Source organism: Roseobacter fucihabitans (genome assembly GCF_014337925.2).
Taxonomy (GTDB): Bacteria; Pseudomonadota; Alphaproteobacteria; order Rhodobacterales; family Rhodobacteraceae; genus Roseobacter; species Roseobacter fucihabitans.
The window spans coordinates 2,493,806-2,513,291 of record NZ_CP143423.1 but is presented as its reverse complement, the minus strand read 5'-3'; the positions used below and the strand labels follow the sequence as shown (position 1 = coordinate 2,513,291).

Annotated in this window: 15 protein-coding genes; 10 read left to right on the top strand and 5 right to left on the bottom strand. The window is 59.8% G+C overall.

All coding sequences use genetic code 11. From position 1 onward, the window contains the following. The first annotated feature begins 39 nt into the window (after window positions 1-39). The 3 genes from ROLI_RS12300 (at window position 40) to ROLI_RS12290 (ending at window position 2,607) form a co-directional block, all read left to right on the top strand. A complete protein-coding gene (locus ROLI_RS12300) occupies window positions 40-243 on the top strand; it encodes a hypothetical protein (RefSeq protein WP_187432068.1) in 204 nt (67 codons plus the stop codon). A gap of 468 nt (window positions 244-711) precedes the next feature. Beyond that, window positions 712-1,311, top strand: coding sequence for a superoxide dismutase (locus ROLI_RS12295; protein WP_187432067.1), 600 nt, complete (start codon window positions 712-714; stop codon window positions 1,309-1,311). A 264-nt stretch (window positions 1,312-1,575) separates the two neighbouring features. Next, entirely contained in the window at window positions 1,576-2,607 is a 1,032-nt protein-coding gene (locus tag ROLI_RS12290; protein WP_187428280.1) for an IS110 family transposase, read from the top strand. A gap of 641 nt (window positions 2,608-3,248) precedes the next feature. Here the strand turns inward: ROLI_RS12290 and ROLI_RS12285 are convergent. Next, entirely contained in the window at window positions 3,249-3,800 is a 552-nt protein-coding gene (locus ROLI_RS12285) for a TIGR00730 family Rossman fold protein (RefSeq protein ID WP_187429585.1), read from the bottom strand. 134 nt (window positions 3,801-3,934) lie between these two features. Between ROLI_RS12285 and ROLI_RS12280 the strand changes: the two genes are divergently transcribed. Together ROLI_RS12280 and ROLI_RS12275 are read left to right on the top strand one after the other, a co-directional pair. Continuing rightward, window positions 3,935-5,482, top strand: a complete 1,548-nt coding sequence (locus tag ROLI_RS12280) for a LysM peptidoglycan-binding domain-containing protein (RefSeq protein WP_187429586.1) — start codon at window positions 3,935-3,937, stop codon at window positions 5,480-5,482. A 114-nt stretch (window positions 5,483-5,596) separates the two neighbouring features. Then, window positions 5,597-7,450: an ABC transporter ATP-binding protein/permease gene (locus ROLI_RS12275; RefSeq protein WP_187429587.1), complete on the top strand. Its 1,854-nt coding sequence runs from the start codon at window positions 5,597-5,599 to the stop codon at window positions 7,448-7,450. Window positions 7,451-7,500: 50 nt separating this feature from the next. On the opposite strand, the gene ROLI_RS12270 is transcribed toward ROLI_RS12275, so the two are convergent. The 3 genes from ROLI_RS12270 to ROLI_RS12260 form a co-directional block, all read right to left on the bottom strand. Then, entirely contained in the window at window positions 7,501-7,959 is a 459-nt protein-coding gene (locus ROLI_RS12270) for a DUF302 domain-containing protein (RefSeq protein WP_187429588.1), read from the bottom strand. Between the two features lie 80 nt (window positions 7,960-8,039). Then, window positions 8,040-11,852, bottom strand: a complete 3,813-nt coding sequence (locus tag ROLI_RS12265) for an efflux RND transporter permease subunit (protein WP_187429589.1) — start codon at window positions 11,850-11,852, stop codon at window positions 8,040-8,042. Next, a complete protein-coding gene (locus ROLI_RS12260; protein ID WP_187429590.1) occupies window positions 11,849-13,126 on the bottom strand; it encodes an efflux RND transporter periplasmic adaptor subunit in 1,278 nt (425 codons plus the stop codon). Before ROLI_RS12260 ends, ROLI_RS12265 begins: the two co-directional genes overlap by 4 nt. A 218-nt stretch (window positions 13,127-13,344) precedes the next feature. Here ROLI_RS12260 and ROLI_RS12255 point away from each other — a divergent pair, with 218 nt between their 5' ends. Genes ROLI_RS12255 through der form a run of 3 tightly spaced genes read left to right on the top strand, consistent with a single transcriptional unit; the run spans window position 13,345 to window position 16,960 of the window. Continuing rightward, entirely contained in the window at window positions 13,345-14,022 is a 678-nt protein-coding gene (locus tag ROLI_RS12255) for a hypothetical protein (protein WP_187429591.1), read from the top strand. 58 nt (window positions 14,023-14,080) lie between these two features. Then, a complete protein-coding gene (locus tag ROLI_RS12250; RefSeq protein ID WP_262386460.1) occupies window positions 14,081-15,430 on the top strand; it encodes a PQQ-like beta-propeller repeat protein in 1,350 nt (449 codons plus the stop codon). Between the two features lie 51 nt (window positions 15,431-15,481). Further along, the gene (gene der / locus ROLI_RS12245) at window positions 15,482-16,960 is read left to right on the top strand and encodes a ribosome biogenesis GTPase Der (RefSeq protein ID WP_187429592.1); all 1,479 of its coding nucleotides are present in this window, start codon (window positions 15,482-15,484) and stop codon (window positions 16,958-16,960) included. 6 nt (window positions 16,961-16,966) lie between these two features. Here the strand turns inward: der and ROLI_RS12240 are convergent, their stop codons facing one another. Then, window positions 16,967-17,671 (bottom strand): hypothetical protein, encoded by a 705-nt coding sequence (locus ROLI_RS12240; protein WP_187429593.1) that lies wholly within the window; start codon window positions 17,669-17,671, stop codon window positions 16,967-16,969. Between the two features lie 115 nt (window positions 17,672-17,786). On the opposite strand from ROLI_RS12240, the gene ROLI_RS12235 reads away from it, so the two are divergent. After that, the gene (locus ROLI_RS12235) at window positions 17,787-18,917 is read left to right on the top strand and encodes a DUF2235 domain-containing protein (RefSeq protein WP_187429594.1); all 1,131 of its coding nucleotides are present in this window, start codon (window positions 17,787-17,789) and stop codon (window positions 18,915-18,917) included. Between the two features lie 78 nt (window positions 18,918-18,995). Further along, window positions 18,996-19,484, top strand: coding sequence for a hypothetical protein (locus tag ROLI_RS12230; protein WP_187429595.1), 489 nt, complete (start codon window positions 18,996-18,998; stop codon window positions 19,482-19,484). The last annotated feature ends 2 nt before the right edge of the window (window positions 19,485-19,486 follow it).

Here is a 19,486-nt window from a genome sequence, read left to right as displayed (position 1 = left end):
AACCGTCAATCTGAACTCCCGTAACAAGGAGAAACAGATATGGCTGACTATACGACCCACAATGACGGCCTCAGTGGGAAAGGCATCTTTATCGCGCTTTTGGTTATCGGTGCGTTTGTTTTCCTGCTGGCGATGCTTGGTACAGGTTCGGTTCCTGTGGACCCTGATGGTACTGCGCAACCTGCGGCCATCGGGACCGCTCCCGCTGCCACTATTGATCCGGCACCGGCGGTCACTGAATAACGCTACATCAAGTTTGCGGATTGCGACAGGCGGGCGTTTTGCAATGCCCGCCTTTTTTGCCTTCTGAGACTGCTTGGTGTGGTGATGCAGGTCAGGTTTCACCCATTTGGCGATAGGGTCCGCAACAACCTGAGAGCGTCCGGTGATCAGCCGCCTGACACCTTGCGGATGCCGAGCACCATCCATGTCTGAACAACGCCGCATCATGTCTGTATCAAACCGTACCGGTCGCTTCGAAATCTTGATCTAAATATCCCGCATCTTTGATCCGGGCTGTTCGCTTACCGCACGCGCTTTAGCCCACCGCACCGCCATATAAGAAAAAAAGCCATCAAAGCCGCTAGTCAGCGCGCCGAGGCGGCCAGAAAATGGCGGCATTGGAACTTTTTGGTATGGTTAAGGCTTGATCTCATGAGCCGGTGCGCTTCATGTGCACTGTACCCAACTGAAATAACAAGGGGGCCCAAAATGGCTTTTTCACTTCCTGATCTTCCTTACGCCCATGACGCGCTTGCCAGCAAAGGCATGTCGGCGGAGACGATGGAATTTCACCACGACCTACACCACAACGCCTATGTCACCAATGGCAACAAGGCGATCGAGGGCACTGAGTGGGAGGGCAAATCGCTCGAAGACATCATCAAGGGCACCTATGACGCCTCTGCTGTGGCGCAAAACGGGATCTTCAACAACATCAGCCAATTGTGGAACCACAACCAGTTCTGGGAAATGATGGGGCCAGGCGATAGCGCCATGCCCGGCGCGCTTGAAAAAGCCATCAACGAGAGCTTTGGGTCCGTGGATAAATTCAAGGCGGAGTTCTCGGCGGCGGGTGCCGGACAGTTCGGTTCGGGCTGGGCGTGGCTGGTCAAGGATACGGACGGCAGCCTGAAGGTCACCAAGACTGAAAACGGTGTGAACCCGGTGTGTTTCGGGCAGACGGCTTTGCTGGGGTGTGATGTGTGGGAGCACTCTTATTACATCGATTTCCGTAACAAGCGCCCTGCATACCTTGAGAATTTCCTGAACAATCTGGTCAATTGGGAAAACGTCGCCTCGCGGATGTAAGGAAAGCGCCAGATTTAGTTTCGGGGGCCCTGCCATGTGGCGGGGGCCTTTCGTCATGTAGGACAAAGACCTTGAAAACCTGTCGGCTGAAAAGCCGGCAGGTTTTTGTTTTTACGTCAAATATTTGATAACATCGCTCAGGACCTGAAAAATCATATCGCTAATCCTACCGACGCCAGACGGGATGGTTGCCGCCCTCCCCAGACGGCATCGCAATGTGCCAATATGTGGTGTTGAAACTCACAATACGGAAAGGGCGGCAGGATGAAAGATACTATGATCGGGGTGGATTTAGCAAAGAATGTGCTCCAAGTTCACGGAGCATCTATGACTGGGGAGGTCAAGTTTCGAAAGAAGCTCTCGCGACCGCAGTTTCATAAATTTATGGCAGATCACCCACCTTGTGTAGTGGTTCTGGAATCCTGTGGTGGTGCTCACTACTGGGCTCGTCAGATGGTAAAATTTGGACATAGGGTAAAGTTAATTGCTCCTCAGTATGTAAAGCCCTTCGTAAAGCGGCAGAAGAATGATGCGGCGGACGCAGAAGCCATTGTGATTGCAGCACAGCGCCCTGAGATGCGCTTTGTCGAGCCTAAAACACAAGAGCAGCAGGCCCGGGCGGTATTGTTCCGAGCCAGAGAACGCCTTGTTCGCCATCGGACAGAATTGGTGAATGCTCTTCGGGCGGTGATGTATGAATATGGCCATGTTTTTCCGCTAGGCATTGCGAACCTCAAGCGTATCGAGGCCACCCTTGAGGGATCGAACGGAGAGCTACCTGAACTGGCCCTTGAAGCGTGCCGAGATCTCATTTTACAGATCGCCGAGAAGACAGCCCGAATTGAAGCCAAAACGAAGAAAGCCAAGGTCCTGTCAAAGAATGCGGATTTAACCCGGCAATTACAGACGATGCCAGGCGTTGGACCTCTAACGGCGTTAGCTATTGAAGCTTTTGCTCCGCCGATGAGCAGTTTTAAATGTGGGCGGGATTTTGCCGCCTGGCTTGGTTTGGTGCCCCGTCAACATTCCTCAGGCGGCAAGGCCCGGCTTGGGCGGATCTCAAAAGCAGGGCAGGCTGACATTCGCCGGCTTTTGATCATTGGAGCAATGATGCGGCTCAACTGGCTTGGACGCAAGTCGATCCGGCCAGGCTCGTGGCTGGCGCGAATGTTAGAGAGAAAGCCTCGGATGCTGGTGGCAATCGCATTGGCAAACAAAATGGCGCGCGCGATCTGGGCCATGATGACGCATAATGAAGATTACAGAGATCCGACGCAGGCGGCAGCAGCAGTATGACGCTAGCTCTGCGCACAGCAATCTGACGTCGGTGAAGGAGGTGTGAGAAGTCGATGACCTGAATGGGCAAATTGATCGAATAGATCTGGATTAGGAAAACCAAGACTACCGGCAGAGCAGCAAAGCTCGTACGTCAGATTTGGACCTGATCCGCAGATCACCATACCGGCCAGCGGCTGCTGAAGTGCCGCACTCAAAGGCCTGATAGAAGACCGCACTCAATCACATGCTTACAGCGTCAAAAACAACTTGCACCATAGGCGGTAACCATAAAAGGCGGTCGTGGTTTAGTGCCAGAGTTTGAGGCAGGATCGAAAACATCTGATCGCGGGCCGGGGGGTGACCACGAACGGTTTTTACTGTTGCAAACCGATCACAATCGCGTGCCCATTTTAGGGGGGATCCTCAGGCGCGCATTTTGCGGGGCCCGCGCCGATCACGGATTGGACTGTCTTTAAGCCGAACCCGTTTCGTCGTCTGAGGGTTGATGAGGCCTAAGGCAATGACCGCTCATAGCTTTCGCCCCTGCGTTGCGCTTTTCCGCGCACGTCCTTTGAGCGTTATAACCCTGTCCCGGCGCGCCTGTGGCGGCCTGCGTGCTGCTCGGGAGGGCTCAAGCCCTCCCGAGCAGCCACGGTGCGTCAGGACAAGGCGCTGCGCAAACCGACGCGCGCGCCATCCGTATCAGACACCACGGTATAGAAGTCATGCAAGGTTTCCGCCGCGAATCCTTGATCAGTCACATGCTTCAATAACGCGATCAAAGGATCCCAATACCCTTCTGTATTTACAAGAAAAACAGGCTTTTGATGCAGACCGAGCTGGTGCCAGGTCAATACCTCGAAAAGCTCATCAAGCGAGCCCGCACCACCGGGCAGAACAACCACCGCATCACAATTCATGAACATGACCTTTTTGCGTTCATGCATCGTTTCGGTGACCACATAGGTGGTCAGGTCCGTCTTGCCGACCTCCCATGCCACAAGATGCTGCGGGATCACGCCAAAGGTTTCACCTCCCGCCGCCTGAGCGGATCGCGCGACAGCACCCATCAACCCCACATCCCCCGCGCCGTAAACCAGCCGCCAGCCCTCCTGCGCCAGCGCCAGGCCCAAACCTTCGGCTTCTTTCATGTAAGCCTTGGAACTGCCGGGGCGCGATCCACAATAAACGCAGACGGATTTCGCTCTCATATGGTCATCTCTTGCAGTTGTTATTAAAGGAAATGTGACGCGGCGGGTTTTGAGCGGTGATAGAACAGTTGTTATCCAGGCTCAACGCCATAGCGCGGGGCTTAACAGGCGGTTCGACAGAAAGAAGAGACGGTATGCGCGAAAATCAGTCGATCCCAAAATCTGGCAGCTCAGGGCTGCTGATGGCTGGTGTGATTATCGCAGGTCTGGCGGCGGTTGGGGTTTACATTGGCGTCGGCTCTGACGGCACGCTCATGCCGCAGGAATTGAACGCGATTGAAGCGCCGCAGGCCGTGGCACCGGGGGAAGGTCAAATCGCGGCCATCCCGCAGGTGAGCCCGGAACCGGCAACGAATGACGAGCAGCCAGGCGCAACAGAGGGCGCGACTGGCAGCCCTGCGATCCTGCCCCGTATCGAAGAGGTTCGCCTCGAAAGCGATGGGTTGACGGTTATTGCCGGGCGCGCGGCCCCGGATGCGGATGTTTCCGTTCTGGTGGATGGTGTCGTTGTGGCCACTGCGCGCGCAGATACACGTGGCGCATTTGCAGCCGTGGCTTTTGTTGCACCGGGCGCGGCAGCACGGGTGTTGACGCTGGAAGCGGAGACGGGCGGGGAAACTGTCGCCTCGGCGGCGGATGTCATTCTTGCACCGCAGCGCGCATCGGGTGACACACCGGCTGCCACGGAGGCCGCAGATCGATCAACGATCGCGAGTGCTGCAAAGGGTCAGCAGGAGCTGGCAGAGGCCACCGCGCAAACGGATACCGCGTCACCCCCAGCCCCCGGCCCATTGTCGCCAACGGGGGCGCTGGGGGGGGATGATGTTCTGGCCCTATCATCGGATGTCACGGCACCGGCACCCCAACCGGGGACCGACGTTGCGCAAATCAGTGCCGACACTGCGCCTGATGCGGGGGGGCTCGTGGGAACAATAGAAGATAGCGCAGCAGCATCAGATGCCGTGGCCGCGCCAGCCCCTGATGTTGCACCGCAACCGGAACCAAGCACGATTGCGTCCTCGCAGCCGGGTGCCTCTGAGGCCGCGCCCGGAACAATTGCGCGCGCGCCATCACAAGACCCCGAGCAGAAGGACGGCGAAGAAACCGGCTTGGCACAGGCCGCAGCGCCCTGGCCGGGTGCAGACATCGGAGCGGTTGCCGTTTTGAAATCCGACGCCGACGGTGTTGGTTTGTTGCAGCCCGACGCCGCGCCCGCGCTCAGCATTGACATTGATACCATCGGCTATAGCGATCTGGGCGATGTCGAATTATCCGGACGCGCCGTGCCGGGCAGTCTTGAGGCGCGGGTGTATCTGGATAACAGGTTCGTCTCCTCGCTGGCGGTGGATGCACAGGGCGCGTGGCGCGGGACGGTTCCGGACCTGGATGAAGGCACATATACGCTGCGCGTGGATGAGGTGAATGCGGCGGGCGATGTCACAAGCCGTCTGGAAACGCCGTTTCGCCGGGAAGCGCCCGAAGCTCTGGCCGAGGCCAGTGCCGCACAGGAGGGGCCGGTGCGCGCGATCACCGTTCAGACCGGAGATACGCTCTGGGCGATTGCGCGGGAACGTTACGGCGAGGGTCTGTTTTTCCTGCGGGTTTTTGAGGCCAATGCCGGCTCCATTCGTGACCCGGATTTGATTTATCCCGGTCAGGTTTTTGATTTGCCCAGCGAGTAGCCGCAATTTTATACCCCTGTGCGTGTCGGGACATGGGTCGAATAATACACGCCAAGGCTGGCAATGACCCGGCGAGTGACCTAAGTAACGCGGCGATAGCAAGCAGGATACTTCATGCCAGCCGATACCGCCGCGACACCTGACGCCCAAAAGGCGCAGGACCCCAAAGAAATCGACAACGAAGAACGTCTCTCCGGTTTGCGCACGATCCGCAAGGTGGCCCCCTATCTTTGGCCAGCCGACCCCGCCTGGGTGCGCCACAAGGTTCTCGGGGCGATGGCGCTTCTTATCTTTTCCAAGATGATTTCCGTCACCACACCTTTTTTCTACAAGGGTGCCGTGGATGCGCTGGCCGAAGAGGGAGTGCCGATGCTGGCGCTGGGGGCGATTGGTCTGACGGTCGCTTACGGCATGGCGCGCCTGATGACGGTGGGGTTTCAGCAATTGCGCGATGCGGTATTTACGCGCGTGGGTCAGCGCGCGCTGCGCATGCTGGCGTTGGAAACGTTCCAGCATATCCACCGCCTGTCCATGCGTTATCACATCACGCGCAAGACCGGCGGGCTCAGCCGCATCATTGAACGCGGCGTGAAGGGGGTCGATTTCCTTTTGCGCTTCATGCTGTTTTCCATCGGCCCTTTGATGCTCGAACTGCTGATGGTGGGCGTCATCCTCGCGGTGGTGTTCGACTTTTATTATCTGCTGATTGTGGCGGTCACGATCGGGCTTTATGTGTGGTTCACTTTCGCTGTGACGGAATGGCGCGTGAAGCTGCGCCGTGAGATGAACGATCAGGATACGGACGCTAATCAAAAGGCCATCGACAGCCTTCTGAACTATGAAACCGTGAAGTATTTCGGTGCCGAAAACCGCGAAGCCAGCCGGTATGACGCGGCGATGGAGGGCTATGAGGCCGCGGCGATCAAGACGAACTACAGCCTGGCATTTTTGAACTTCGGGCAGTCTTTCCTGATCACCTGTGGGCTTATCGGGGTGATGGTCATGGCGGCCATCGGCGTGCAGAGCGGCGCGTTGACGGTGGGCGATTTCGTCATGGTCAACGCCTATATGGTGCAGATCACAGTGCCGTTGAATTTCCTCGGTACTGTTTACCGCGAAATCCGCCAGGCGCTGGTGGATATGGGGGAGATGTTCAATTTGCTGGAACAGCCTCAGGAAGTCACGGATAAACCGGATGCCAAGCCACTTGTGGTCAGCGGCGGGCGGATCGAGCTGGACAATGTGCGGTTCGGATATGATCCCGAGCGGGTGATCCTCAAGGGCGTGTCGGTGATCGCAGAGCCCGGTGAAATGGTGGCGATTGTCGGGTCAACCGGATCGGGCAAGTCCACCATCGGGCGGTTGCTGTTCCGGTTTTATGATGTGGGCGAGGGGGCTTTGCGCGTTGACGGTCAGGATATCCGCGATGTGACGCAGGAGAGCCTTCATGCTGCCATCGGGGTGGTGCCACAGGATACGGTTCTGTTCAACGACACCATTCGCTACAACATCGCCTACGGTCGCGGCGGTGCAACGCAGGAAGAGATCGAGGCCGCCGCGAAGGCTGCGCAAATCCACGCGTTTATTCTGAGCCTGCCCGAGGGGTATGACACGACGGTTGGTGAGCGCGGGTTGAAACTCTCCGGGGGTGAGAAACAGCGCGTTGGCATTGCGCGTACATTGCTCAAGGATCCCCCGATCCTGTTACTGGATGAGGCGACCTCCGCGCTCGATTCGGAGACGGAACAGGAGATCAAGGAGGCCTTGATGCAGGCCGGGCGCGGGCGGACCGTCCTGACGATTGCCCACCGCCTTTCAACGATTGCCGAGGCCGATAGGATCGTGGTTCTGGAGAGCGGCAAAGTTGTCGAGCAAGGAACGCATGACGCGCTTCTGGCAACAGAGGGGCGCTATGCGCAACTTTGGCACCGTCAGCAATCAGACGAGGGCGCGGCAGCGGTGGCCTAAAAGCCCACCTTACGGTGCGCGCCGTAAGGTGGGCTTTTAGGCCACCCGGATCACTCGGCGGCGGTCGCTTTGGTGGTCAGCTTGTTCAAAGCACCGGTCATTGTCTGCACGAAGGGCGCGGAGGCATCGATGCCATGCACATCGGCTATGGCGGCGGGCGCATGATAAACGACCACGGTTTCACCCGCCTCGTTTTCATATGCCAAGACTCGCAGGGGCAAATCTAAGCCTATTGTTTGAGCGGCTTGCATCGCGGGCGTTCCGATCTTTGGGTTGCCGAAGATCAAAAGCTGCGTGGGGCGCAACTCGGCGTCAATCTTGGCGGCACCCGCCGCATGATCGACACGTGCAAAAACGGTCGCGCCGGCACCCTGTACGGCCTGTTCCAGTCTATCCATCGTGTCCGTAACCGAGTGCGGGCTGGTGAGTTCGATCATGTCATCTGCCATCAAAGGGGTTGCAAGCAGCGCCGTTCCGAGCGCGAGGTTGAGCGTGAGCGATTTTATCATAGCGGTTTCCTGTCATCTGTTTCTTGCGCGACCCTAGCGAAATACGCCTGGAGAGCACATCACAACGCCGTGTTCCAAAGTCATTCAGCAGCTTTCAGCGTGCCCGTCGTATCGACAGCCTTTTCGCGCGGCGGTGGATCTTCCCAGAGGATTTCGCCTGATACCACATGGCGGGCGTCCTTTTGTAGCGCCCAGTCGCGTGCGGCACGCGACGCCCGGCCCATCGACATTTTCGCCAACAGCGTTGCGAGCCATTGCACATAAGTCGAGGCCCAGACCCGAATGGCCAGCATCGATGGCGTGACCATGAGCGTCAAAACGGTCGCGATCCCCAGGCCAAACACCACCGCCGTGGCCAGTTGTTTCCACCACAGGGCGGTCGGACTATTCACGGTATACCCGCCATCCGCGAAATTCAGGCTGAGGCCGAACATCATCGGCGCGAGGCCCGCCATGGTCGTGATGGTGGTCAGCAGAACGGGCCTGATGCGGGCTTGTGCGGTGCGGATGATCGCCTCGATGCGGGGCATGTACTGGCTGTATTCCTGATAGGTGTCGATCAGGATGATATTATTGTTCACTACGATGCCCGCCAGCGCCACAATCCCCGTCCCGGTCATGATGATGGAGAAGGTCTGTCCCATCACCAGCATCCCGATCAATACGCCCGTGGTTGACAGAACGACCGCCAGCAGCACCAGTATCGCATTGTAAAAGCTGTTGAATTGCGCCAGCAGGATGATGAACATCAACCCCAAGGCGGCGGTGAAGGCGGTTTGCAGGAAGGCTTGGCTTTCCGCCTGTTCTTCCTGATCTCCGGTCCATTCATATTCGACGCCAACAGGCAACGGGTTTGTGTCCAGCCACTGTGAAAGGACGGTAATGCGCTCGTTTGCGTTTATCGGCACAAGGCGCAAGGTACCCGCGCTCAGCCCTTCCTGCACGTCGCGTGTTGGCTGATTGATGCGGTCGGTAATCTTGAATGTGGCACCATCCGCCCCCGTGACATCCGCATCCGCACCCGCCGGGCGCAGGATGGCGAGTGTTTCATCCACATCCACGCCGTTCTCGCGTCTGGTCTCGACGATTTTCATCAGGCCGGGTGCCACATCCGCCTTCACGTCAAAATAGCGTTTCTGATCAATGCGGTTGATTTCCGCCAGCTTGGGCACCGGCGTGCGGGTGATGAAATTCGACAGCGGGATCAGCCCGTCTTCGGTGCGTACTTTCATCGTGTCCAACGTCGATAGCACCCGGTCTTTTGCGGGCAGACGCACGCGGATGTCGATTTCCTCATCCGATGTGTCCACGCGCATCGTGTCCAGCCACAAACCGCGCGTGACCAGTTGCACCATCGCCCCCACGGTGGCGACATTGGCCCCATAGCGCCCGGCTTTTTCAACATCCACGTCGATCTGCCAGTCGATGCCGGGCAGGGGGCGGGTGTCTTCGATCAGGGTCAGGCCGGGCGTGCTATCAAATTCCGCGCGCGCGACTTTGGCCGCCTCGATCAGGTCGGGGAAACTATCGGATTTCAACCGCAAATGCACCGGTTTGCCGGAGGCCGGACCGCGCGCCTGCGCGAGGATTTCGATCTTGATGCCGGGCAGGGCTTCAAGCTGTTCGGTCAGCTCTGCAATCACAATGTCGCCGTCCAAATCGGGGCGGTCCGCGCGATCTTCCCAGGGGATCGTTTCAAACTGAACCTGACCGATCATATCCTTGGGGGCGGTACCGCCGCCGGTGTCGGTGTTTAACCCACCTTCTCCGGCAAAGGAAAAGGCGTTGATCACACCCGGATGGCCCAGCACGATGTCCTCGGCTTGCCGGACCAGCGTGTCTTTCTCCTCAAGGCTCAGGTTGCCGCGCGCCAGCACATAGACGATGCCTTGTTCGGGTTCGGATTCGACAAAGAATTCGACGCCGTTGTTGTTGTTGGTAAAGAACATCAAGACGGTGCCGACAAAGATGAACACCGTGCCCGCAACCACCAGCGGCATCACCGGATTGCCTGCGATCACCTCGATCACGCGCCCGAAAGCGGAGCGTTGATAGCCCGCACGGATGCTATCGGGTTCGGCGCGAAACAGGCGGCTGGCCAACCACTGGCCCTTGCGCCCGAGCCGGGTAAGCACGGCAAATCCGGAGACCAGACCTAACATCAACCCACCCAGGGCGATGAACAGGCAGGCTGTTGCCACCAGAATGAGCAGGAACACCACGAAGAGTGTCGGGATCACGGAGCCGAGAAGGTTCAGGCTGTCCATACCAGCGAACTGCGCGCTGATGCCGCCAAAGACCGGGCCCATCAAACCCGCCACCGCCATCATCACCGCGGCGATGGGGAACAGCGCCAGATGCAGATACCAGCGCAGCCCCGCGATGATCGTCATGTAATCCGCCATCCAGCGTTCCAGACGCCCCGTGACCCCGCCCATGACGGGCAGGTAAATCAGCGCCACCACCAGAGAGGCGGAAAGCACGAAAATCAGCGTGACCGGCAGCATGCCCATGAACTCGCCCGGCACGCCGGGCCAGAACAGCATCGGCAGGAAGGCGCATAGCGTGGTCGCGGTGGAGGAGATGATCGGCCAGAACATCCGCTTGGCCGCCTCGACATAGGCGCGCATCGGGCCTTCGCCCTCTTGTTGGCGCTTGTCGGCGTATTCCACGACCACGATCGCCCCGTCCACCAACATGCCCACGGCGAGGATCAATCCGAACATCACGATGTTGGAGATGGAAATGCCCATTACCGCGAGAAAGGCAAAACAAAGCAGGAAGGAGGTCGGGATCGCAAAACCCACCAGCAAGGCCGCGCGGATACCCAGAGCGGCGAGCACCACGATCATCACCAGCGCGATGGCGGTGAAGACGGAACCCAGAAGCTGTTGCACCATGCCATTGACGATGCGGGATTGGTCATTTGAGGTGCCCAGCTCGACCGCCGCCTGCAGGCCTTCGGGCCAGGTTTCGGCCTTGGCAGCCACCAATTGCTTGACGATCTCAGCCGTGTCGATGAGGTTGAACCCTTTGCGTTTCACGACCTGCAAGGCGACGGAATTCTGACCATTGAAACGCGCGGTGCCGGTGCGATCCTCAAAGGTCGGGTTAATCTCTGCCAGATCGCCAAGTGTTACGACACGGTCGCCGTTGGTCTTGACCGGCAGGTTATAAACATCGCGCGCGTCGTCAAAGGACGACGGGATCTTGACGGCAAAAGACCCCTGCGCCGTGTCGACTTCCCCCGCCGCAATCAACTGGTTGTTGTTGCGCACGGTATTGATCAGATCGGCGGCGGTGACGTTATAGGCCTCCAGCCGCAGGGGGTCGATCAGCACCTCCAGCATTTCGTCACGGCTGCCCGCGATGCCCGCCTCCAGAATCGCATCAACGGCTTCCAGATCGTCCTGCAAATCCTTGGCGACCCTGATCATCGTGCGTTCGGGAACGGGGCCGGTCAGGTTGACGATGATGATCGGAAATTCGGAGAAGTTGATTTCGTTGATGGTATATTGCTCGGCCCCTTCGGGAAAATTCGCCTGCGCCTTGCCCATCGCGTCGCGCACATCGGCAAGCACCTTGGTCTTGTCCCAACCAAACTCGAACTCCAGCGCGACGCCCGCGTAATTTTCCGCTGCCGTGGCCGACAGGTCTTTGAGACCGTCGAGATCGACAAGTTCGGTTTCCATCGGTTTGACCAGCAAGGTCTCACTGTCCGCCGCGGAAATGCCGGGAAATGGAACGGAGACGAAAAGCGCCGGGATCTCGATGTCCGGCTCCCCTTCCTTGGGCAGCGTGGTATAGGCATAGCCGCCCACAACAATGGACAGCAGGATGAAGGCAATGACCATCCGCGCCCGACTGGCGGCCCAATCAACGATTCCGGTCATTGGCTGAGCTCCTTGAATGTTGGCGCGACCTGCACCCCGGCCACGACATATTCCTGTCCCAGCACGATCACATCCGCTTTATCGGCAAGCCCGGTCAGCCAGACGCCGTCCACCGAATCGCGCATCAGGGCGACGGGGTGGAATTCCACGATGGCCTCTGCGTTGATGGTGCGCACGCCCAGCGTGCCCTCATCATTCAGCGTCAGCGCCGATTGCGGCAGCAGATGCGCGCGCGCGCCTTCGGCGGAGATCAGGATTTCGGCGGTTTGCCCATCGCGGATTTTGGTGTCGCTATTGGCCACTTCGATCTCAACGCGAAAGGTGCGCGTGGTGGGATCAGCAGCGCTTGACAGGAACGTGACAGCGCCGTGCACTTCACTGCCGCGCGCCTCCGTACCGCCCGTCAAAGCACCGCTGCCCGCCACCAGACGGGCAGAGGCCATGGCCCCGAGCGAGACACGGGCGACTTCGGTTTCCGGCACGAAGGCCACCAGCTTTATCGGGTCCAGCTGGATGATCGTGGCGCAAAGCGCGCCGGGTTGCAGCAAGGAGCCAAGCTCCGCTGTATCGATTTCGAGCAGGCCGCCAAAGGGGGCCCTGATGGTCAAACGCTCGATTTCCTTTTCTGCGGTTGCCACGGCGGCCTGCGCGCTCTGGATGCCGGATTGGCTGGCCTGAAGCCCGGCGCGTGCGCTTTGTACACCGGCCTCGGCGGTTGCCACGGCGGCATCGGAATTGGCCACGCGTGTGGTGGAGGCGAAACCGCCCGCGCTGAGCTTTGAGGAGGCGTTTTGGTTGATCTTGGCCTCATCAAGCTGGGCAAGGGATTGATTGAGGCGGGCTTCGGCTTCGGGCACACGGGCGCGGGCCTCGTCCAACTGTGCGCGGGCCTGTGCCAGGGCTGTGCCGCGTGTACCCTCATCCAGCTGGCACAGCATCTGACCGGTCTCCACCCGCGCGCCTTTGCGCAGGGGGGGTGAAATCACCGTGGCTGAAGTCTCTGCGCGAATATCTACTGTCCGGGCCGCTTCGGTTTGGCCGCGCAACACCACGGCAGTGTCAACTTGGCGTGCGATGGATTTTTGCACGACCACCTTGACCAAAGATGCATCAACCGTGTCCGGGCGGGTTGGGGCATCGGCGGCGACAACGGTTGTTGTCTCTGTGGTGCCTGTGTCACCGCCAAAGAGCGCAAGCAAACGCGGACGGTCCAGAATGAACAACGCCAGCACCGCCGAAACCAGAAGAGCCGCAAAGATCGATAAAATACGCATTTTATGTGCCTTAAACCAGAACCGCCTGAGCAACCTGCGGCTAAAAAACGTCGTTCGGACGCAGGCATTGTGTATGACATAAATACTGAACTGACCAGTTCAGATTAGCGATTTATTCCATCCTGCGCAATGCGCCGCCGCAGCCGGTCTGATTGCGCCTCTTGGCTTGCAGCAAGGAGCGCGCTAAGAGGGGCGCAAAGGCATAGTGGCAGGATCCCATGAGCGACAGCGAAAGTTTTATCGAAGAAGTGAACGACGAAGTCCGGCGCGACAGGCTTTTTGGCCTGCTCAAACGCTATGGCTGGATCGGTGGTTTGGCGGTCGTATTGATTGTCGGCGGCGCGGCATGGTCGGAGTTTCGCAAAGCCCAGTCCAGGGCAGAGGCCGAAGCCCTTGGGGATGCGATGCTGATGGCGCTGTCCAGCGATGAAAACGGCGCGCGCATGGTGGCATTGCAGGATGTGTCGGCGTCAAATCCGACCGGCAATGCGTTGGTGGCGATGCTTGCAGCGGGCGAGGCGCAGCGTACGGGGGATCTCGACATCGCAGCCCAGCAGCTTGATGCGGTTGCATCCGACCCCGAGATTGCAGAAATCTATCGCCAGATTGCCAGTTTCAAATCGCTGACGTTGCAAGGGGACACGATGGATTCGGGGATGCGGCGGCAGGGCTATGAGGCGCTGGCCATGGCAGGCTCCCCCTTGCGTCTACTGGCGGTTGAGCAATTGGCCTTGATGGATGTTGCAAGTGGTGCCAAGGACGCGGCCATCGCGCGGTATCAGAGCATTATCGAGGATGCCGCCGTGACCTCGGACTTGCAACAACGCGCCTTACAGGTGATTGTGGCGCTCGGAGGCACGCCGGATCTGGAAAACTTGCCAATCACAGGAAACTGACCCAACGGTCACACTGTTTTTCGGTATCGGGTGTTACAAGGGACAAAACGGGCTGGTCATGATGCAAATACTGAAAACACCTGCGCGCAGGCTTTGCCCCTTCGCCGCCGTCGCCGTGGCAGTGCTTTTGTCGGCCTGTTCTGAGCCTGATATTATCCTGCCCGGCAAGCGTGAAGACATCCGCTCCGCGCTGCAAAGCGAAGAATCGGTGCAGGCCGTTCAAACCACACCGGATGCGCCGCGCGCCATTTCGCTTCCGGCGCTGCAATCCAACGCTAATTGGACGCAGAGTATCGGCACGCCCTCCACACGTGTTGGCAATGCCGCGCTGAGCGGTGCCCCGCAATTGGCCTGGAGCGCCGACATCGGTGCCGGTGACAGCCGCCGCCAGCGCATTACGGCGGATCCTGTGGTCGCAGGGAGCGTGGTTTATACGCTGGATGCGGATGCTTTGGTAACGGCGACATCGACCAGTGGGCAACGGATCTGGCAACAGGATACCAGACCGCCCCGCGATAATTCAGGCAGTGCAACGGGCGGAGGCTTGGCGTTCAAGGACGGGACGGTGTTTGTATCGCTCGGATATGGTTCGCTGGTGGCTCTGGACGCTGCGACGGGCGCGCAGAAATGGCGTCAGCGCCTGGAAGGCACCGGCTCGGGCAGCCCGACCGTCTTTGGTGATCTGGTTTATGCGACCTCGGGGGATGATACCGGCTGGGCCTTGCGGGCTGCGGATGGGCGGATTGAATGGCAACTCGCCGCATCAGAGGACGTGAATAACGTGCTGGGCGGACCAGCGCCGGCGGTGTCGGATGATCTGGCGATCTTTGCGTTTGGGTCGGGCGAAATTCAGGCGGTTTTCCGGCGTGGCGGTTTGCGGCGCTGGGATGCCTCGGCTCTGGGCAAGCGTGCGGCGCGGGCTTTGGGGTCGGTCGGGGATGTCACCGGATCGCCGGTCATATCGGGAAACCGAGTCTATATCGGCAACCAGGCGGGCCGCGTCGTGGCGCTTGATCTCGCCTCGGGTGCGCGCGCTTGGACAACGCGCGAGGGGGCAATCAGCCCGGCGCTGCCTGTGGGCGACAGCATTTTCGTGATTTCCGAATTGGGCGAACTGCTGCGTCTGAGCGCCTCGGACGGGTCCCGCATCTGGGGCACGCAGCTGCCCAATTTCGTCAAGGATAAGCCCAAACGTCGCTCCGAAGTGGTCGCGCATCACGGACCAATTCTGGCGGGGGGGCGAATTTATCTGGCCTCCAACGATGGGTTGATCCGCAGCTTTGACCCCGCCTCCGGGGCGCTTGTCGGTTCGATCGAAATCGATGGTGGGGCAACCACGGCACCGGTTGTGGCGGGGGGGGTGCTCTACGTTGTCTCCACCAAAGGGCAATTGCACGCTTTCCGTTGACCGCTAACTAAGGTACAGCGCGTTTTTAATCCGGATGTCGGAGCCACGATCATGTCCTTTACGCTCGCCATAGTAGGGCGCCCCAATGTGGGGAAATCCACGCTGTTCAACCGTCTGGTGGGCAAGCGTCTGGCGCTGGTCGATGACCAGCCCGGTGTCACCCGCGATCTGCGCGAAGGGGCTGCGCGTCTGGCCGATTTGCGCTTTACGGTGATTGACACGGCGGGTCTGGAAGAGGTCACAGATGACAGCCTTCAGGGGCGCATGCGCCGCCTCACCGAACGCGCTGTCGATATGGCCGATATTTGCCTCTTCATGGTGGATGCACGGGTGGGGATCACGCCGTCCGATCTGGTGTTCGCCGACATCCTGCGCAAACGCTCCGCCCATGTGATTCTTGCCGCCAATAAGGGCGAAGGCTCGGCGGCGGATGCCGGTGTGATCGAGGCCTATTCGCTGGGTCTGGGTGAACCGATCCGCTTGTCTGCGGAGCACGGCGAGGGTCTCAATGATCTCTATACGCATCTGATGCCGCTGGCCGATCAGTTTGCCGAACGGGCCGCAGAAGATGCACCTGAAACCGATGTGACCCTTGATGAGGATGACGGCGACATGGAAGCCGCCATCCCGATGCCGACCAATGCCAAACCCTTGCAGGTGGCCGTGGTCGGGCGCCCGAATGCGGGAAAATCCACGCTGGTCAACCAGATCCTCGGGGAGGATCGTTTGCTGACCGGGCCGGAGGCGGGGATCACGCGGGATGCGATTTCGCTGCGCATGGATTGGGCGGGGCCGGATGGTGTCGCCGTTCCGATGCGCATTTTCGATACGGCAGGCATGCGCAAGAAGGCCAAGGTTCAGGAAAAGCTTGAGAAGCTCTCCGTCGGTGACGGGTTGCGCGCGGTGAAATTCGCCGAGGTCGTCGTGGTTCTGCTCGATGCCGAGATTCCCTTTGAGCAGCAGGACCTGCGTATTGCCGATCTGGCCGAGCGCGAGGGGCGCGCGGTCGTCATCGCGGTGAATAAATGGGATGTCGAAGAGGACCGTCAGGCCAAGCTCAAGGAGCTCAAGGAGAGCTTCGAGCGGCTGTTGCCACAGTTGCGCGGCGCGCCTTTGATTACGGTGTCGGCCAAGACCGGTCGCGGGCTTGATCGTCTGCAAGAGGCGATTATGCGGGCCTATGAGGTCTGGAACCGCCGGGTGCCGACGGCGCAATTGAACCGCTGGCTGGCGGGTATGGTCGAGGCGCATCCGCCGCCCGCCCCCCAAGGCAAACGCATCAAGCTGCGCTACATGACGCAGGCCAAAACGCGGCCTCCGGGGTTTGTGGTGATGTGTTCGCATCCCGATAAGGTGCCTGAGAGTTACAGCCGCTATCTGGTGAACGGTCTGCGGGTCGATTTCGACATGCCCGGCACGCCGATCCGGCTCTGGATGCGCGGGCAGAACGACGCCAACCCCTATAAGGGACGCAAGAAAGCACCGCCTTCAAAGCTGCGTAAACACACAGATGGGCGTCGCCGGGAGTGACGGCTTTCAGGTGCGGGCGGCTTTCCAGGTGGGCACCAGGAGGGCAATCGCACCGCCCGCCGCCAGCGCCGCCACGGTCTGATCCCCGCTGAGGTTATGCACCACGATCCCGACAAGCGCCCAGATCACGGCGATCCCATAGCTGGGCGCGCGCCGCAGCGTGGATTGGACCGATGAGGCGAAGACCAGCGCGAAAAACACAAACACAAGCGCGGCCGTGGAAGCATCCAGCCAGCCATAGCCCGCGGTCACGAGGCCGAGCGACACTGAACTCGCCGCGCTAAGCCAGCCTGCATAGAGCCCGACGGGCAGGGCGGCCCACCAGATATCATGTTTGGGCGCGCGGTAGAGGGCAAGCAGGGCGCTGAGCAGCATCACCCAGATCAGGATCGTTGCCCAGATCGGACTGCGCACCGCAACGGCCAGCCAGACCGAGCCCACCGCCAGCGAGACACAAAGCGGGGCGCGCATGGCGTGCCATCCCGCGTCCTGCGCCCGGCGCAACAGCCCAAATCCCAGCCCGGCAATCAGCCACAAATAGATCACGCCCCAGATGGCAAAAGCATAGCCCGCCGGCTGCACGGGGGGATCATCCTGCGGCACCGGAAACTGATCCTCTGCAAAGCCGTTGAAATCGGCCACCAGCACGGGGGATACGGCAAACCCCAGAGCCAGGATCAAAGCGATGAGTGCCACGGTTTTCGGTGTCATCAATGTCTCTCTTTTTGTGGTCCTGCACGCCGGAAAAAGGTTGCCAAGCCGTACGGTGCCTTAAGTGCCTCTCAGCCCTCTGCTGTCAAGTTTAGCGCGCAAAGGGGAACGAAAAATGGCATATATCGCGATTTTCTGCGACGGTACCTGGAATTCTGCACAGATGGGCGGCGGCACCCATGTGCTGCGCCTGTCACAAGACTGTGCGCGCAGCGACAGCCAGAAAGTGTTTTACTTTCAGGGGGTCGGCACGGGCAAGGGTCACACGGGCCGGTTGGACCGCTGGATCGACAAAATAGGCGGCGGCTTGTTCGGGTGGGGGCTGAACCGCAACATCAAGGCGGCCTATGCGGCCTTGTGCAAAACCTATCAACCCGGTGACAAGATCATGATTTTCGGGTTTTCGCGCGGGGCCTATACGGCGCGCTCACTGGTGGGGATGATCCGTAAATGCGGCATCGTGCAATTTCCCACAGATGCCAATGTGGCGCGCGCCTTTCGCCTCTATCGTCTGCGCGGGCCGCAAAACACACCTGATGCGCCCCATATTCGCGCGATGCGGCGTAAACTCTCGCCGCATATCGCCACCAGCCAGGCGGACGTCATCGCACGCGGGGACGACAGCGGCTTGGTACGCATTGCTTATCTGGGGGTCTGGGACACGGTGGGGGCTTTGGGTATTCCTGAAAGCCTGTTTGGGCGCATCGCGCGGTGGTGGAACAAGCGGTATGAATTTCACGACACGCGGCTTTCCCATCTGGTGGAATCCGCGCGCCACGCGGTTGCGCTGGATGAAAGGCGGGTTTTTTACAAACCCAGCCTTTGGGAAAATCTGTCCGCTGATAGCGATCATCCAGGCTTGAACGGCGGTGACGAAGGTCCGGCCCGAGCCTATCAGCAGACGTGGTTTGTCGGCGATCACGGAATTGTGGGGGGCGTGGGCGCGGCCTGTCCGCTGAGCGCGATGACCCTGTCATGGATATGGGAGGGGGCTGGTTTGGGCGGTTTGAGGCTCAGGCCCGGCGTGAAGCTGGCGGCCGGTAAAACCGATGCGGTTGTACACAGCTGCCAAATGGCGCGCAGAGGTTTGATGTACCGCATTTTCAAGCGGCTGTTGCAATGGCGCGCGGGCCCCGAGCACACCCGCGATCTTGATGACAGTGCGCGGATGCGGCTGGCCAGCCTGCCAAGCTATCGACCCGGCAGCCTGTTTCATCTGATGCCCGGATTGGCGCAGCGCAGCTGAAGGCGTCGCGTTTTCGCTTGTGAGGCAAGCGCGGCGCGGGGTAGGAGGCGGTAGCACGCAAAAGAGAGCCAGACCCTGATGCAAGACACAACCGAGCCGGAAATCCTCGCTACCGTTGCCGCCTCTGCGGGGCGGCGGTTTCTGGGCATAGGTATGCTTGGGTTTCTGGGTGTGTTGGTGATCTATGTGGCGTTCATGTCACCGCCCTCCATTGGCTGGCGGGTGTTTCTGATCGCTCTGGGGGTGATTTCGCTGATGATGGCGGATGCGATGCGCCGCTCCACCGGGCATCGTTTGGAACTGACCCGAGACGAGCTGCGCGACAGTGGCGGCATCGTGATCGCGCGGATGGATAACATCATCTCCATTGACCGGGGAACCTTCGCGTTTAAGCCCTCAAACGGGTTCTTGCTGCGTCTGGATCAACCGGACGCGCGCAAATGGCGCCCCGGATTGTGGTGGCGGGTCGGGCGTCGCGTCGGCATCGGGGGCATGACGCCGGGGCGTCAGACCAAATACATGTCCGAAATCATCGCCGTCATGCTGGCGGAGCGCGACGGGATTTAACC

Bases quoted from the DNA above. Each gene is read 5' to 3' on its own strand.
- ROLI_RS12300 (WP_187432068.1), top strand. From the start codon at position 40: ATGGCTGACTATACGACCCACAATGACGGCCTCAGTGGGAAAGGCATC.
- ROLI_RS12295 (WP_187432067.1), top strand. From the start codon at position 712: ATGGCTTTTTCACTTCCTGATCTTCCTTACGCCCATGACGCGCTTGCC.
- ROLI_RS12290 (WP_187428280.1), top strand. From the start codon at position 1,576: ATGAAAGATACTATGATCGGGGTGGATTTAGCAAAGAATGTGCTCCAA.
- ROLI_RS12285 (WP_187429585.1), bottom strand. From the start codon at position 3,800: ATGAGAGCGAAATCCGTCTGCGTTTATTGTGGATCGCGCCCCGGCAGT.
- ROLI_RS12280 (WP_187429586.1), top strand. From the start codon at position 3,935: ATGCGCGAAAATCAGTCGATCCCAAAATCTGGCAGCTCAGGGCTGCTG.
- ROLI_RS12275 (WP_187429587.1), top strand. From the start codon at position 5,597: ATGCCAGCCGATACCGCCGCGACACCTGACGCCCAAAAGGCGCAGGAC.
- ROLI_RS12270 (WP_187429588.1), bottom strand. From the start codon at position 7,959: ATGATAAAATCGCTCACGCTCAACCTCGCGCTCGGAACGGCGCTGCTT.
- ROLI_RS12265 (WP_187429589.1), bottom strand. From the start codon at position 11,852: ATGACCGGAATCGTTGATTGGGCCGCCAGTCGGGCGCGGATGGTCATT.
- ROLI_RS12260 (WP_187429590.1), bottom strand. From the start codon at position 13,126: ATGCGTATTTTATCGATCTTTGCGGCTCTTCTGGTTTCGGCGGTGCTG.
- ROLI_RS12255 (WP_187429591.1), top strand. From the start codon at position 13,345: ATGAGCGACAGCGAAAGTTTTATCGAAGAAGTGAACGACGAAGTCCGG.
- ROLI_RS12250 (WP_262386460.1), top strand. From the start codon at position 14,081: ATGATGCAAATACTGAAAACACCTGCGCGCAGGCTTTGCCCCTTCGCC.
- der (WP_187429592.1), top strand. From the start codon at position 15,482: ATGTCCTTTACGCTCGCCATAGTAGGGCGCCCCAATGTGGGGAAATCC.
- ROLI_RS12240 (WP_187429593.1), bottom strand. From the start codon at position 17,671: ATGACACCGAAAACCGTGGCACTCATCGCTTTGATCCTGGCTCTGGGG.
- ROLI_RS12235 (WP_187429594.1), top strand. From the start codon at position 17,787: ATGGCATATATCGCGATTTTCTGCGACGGTACCTGGAATTCTGCACAG.
- ROLI_RS12230 (WP_187429595.1), top strand. From the start codon at position 18,996: ATGCAAGACACAACCGAGCCGGAAATCCTCGCTACCGTTGCCGCCTCT.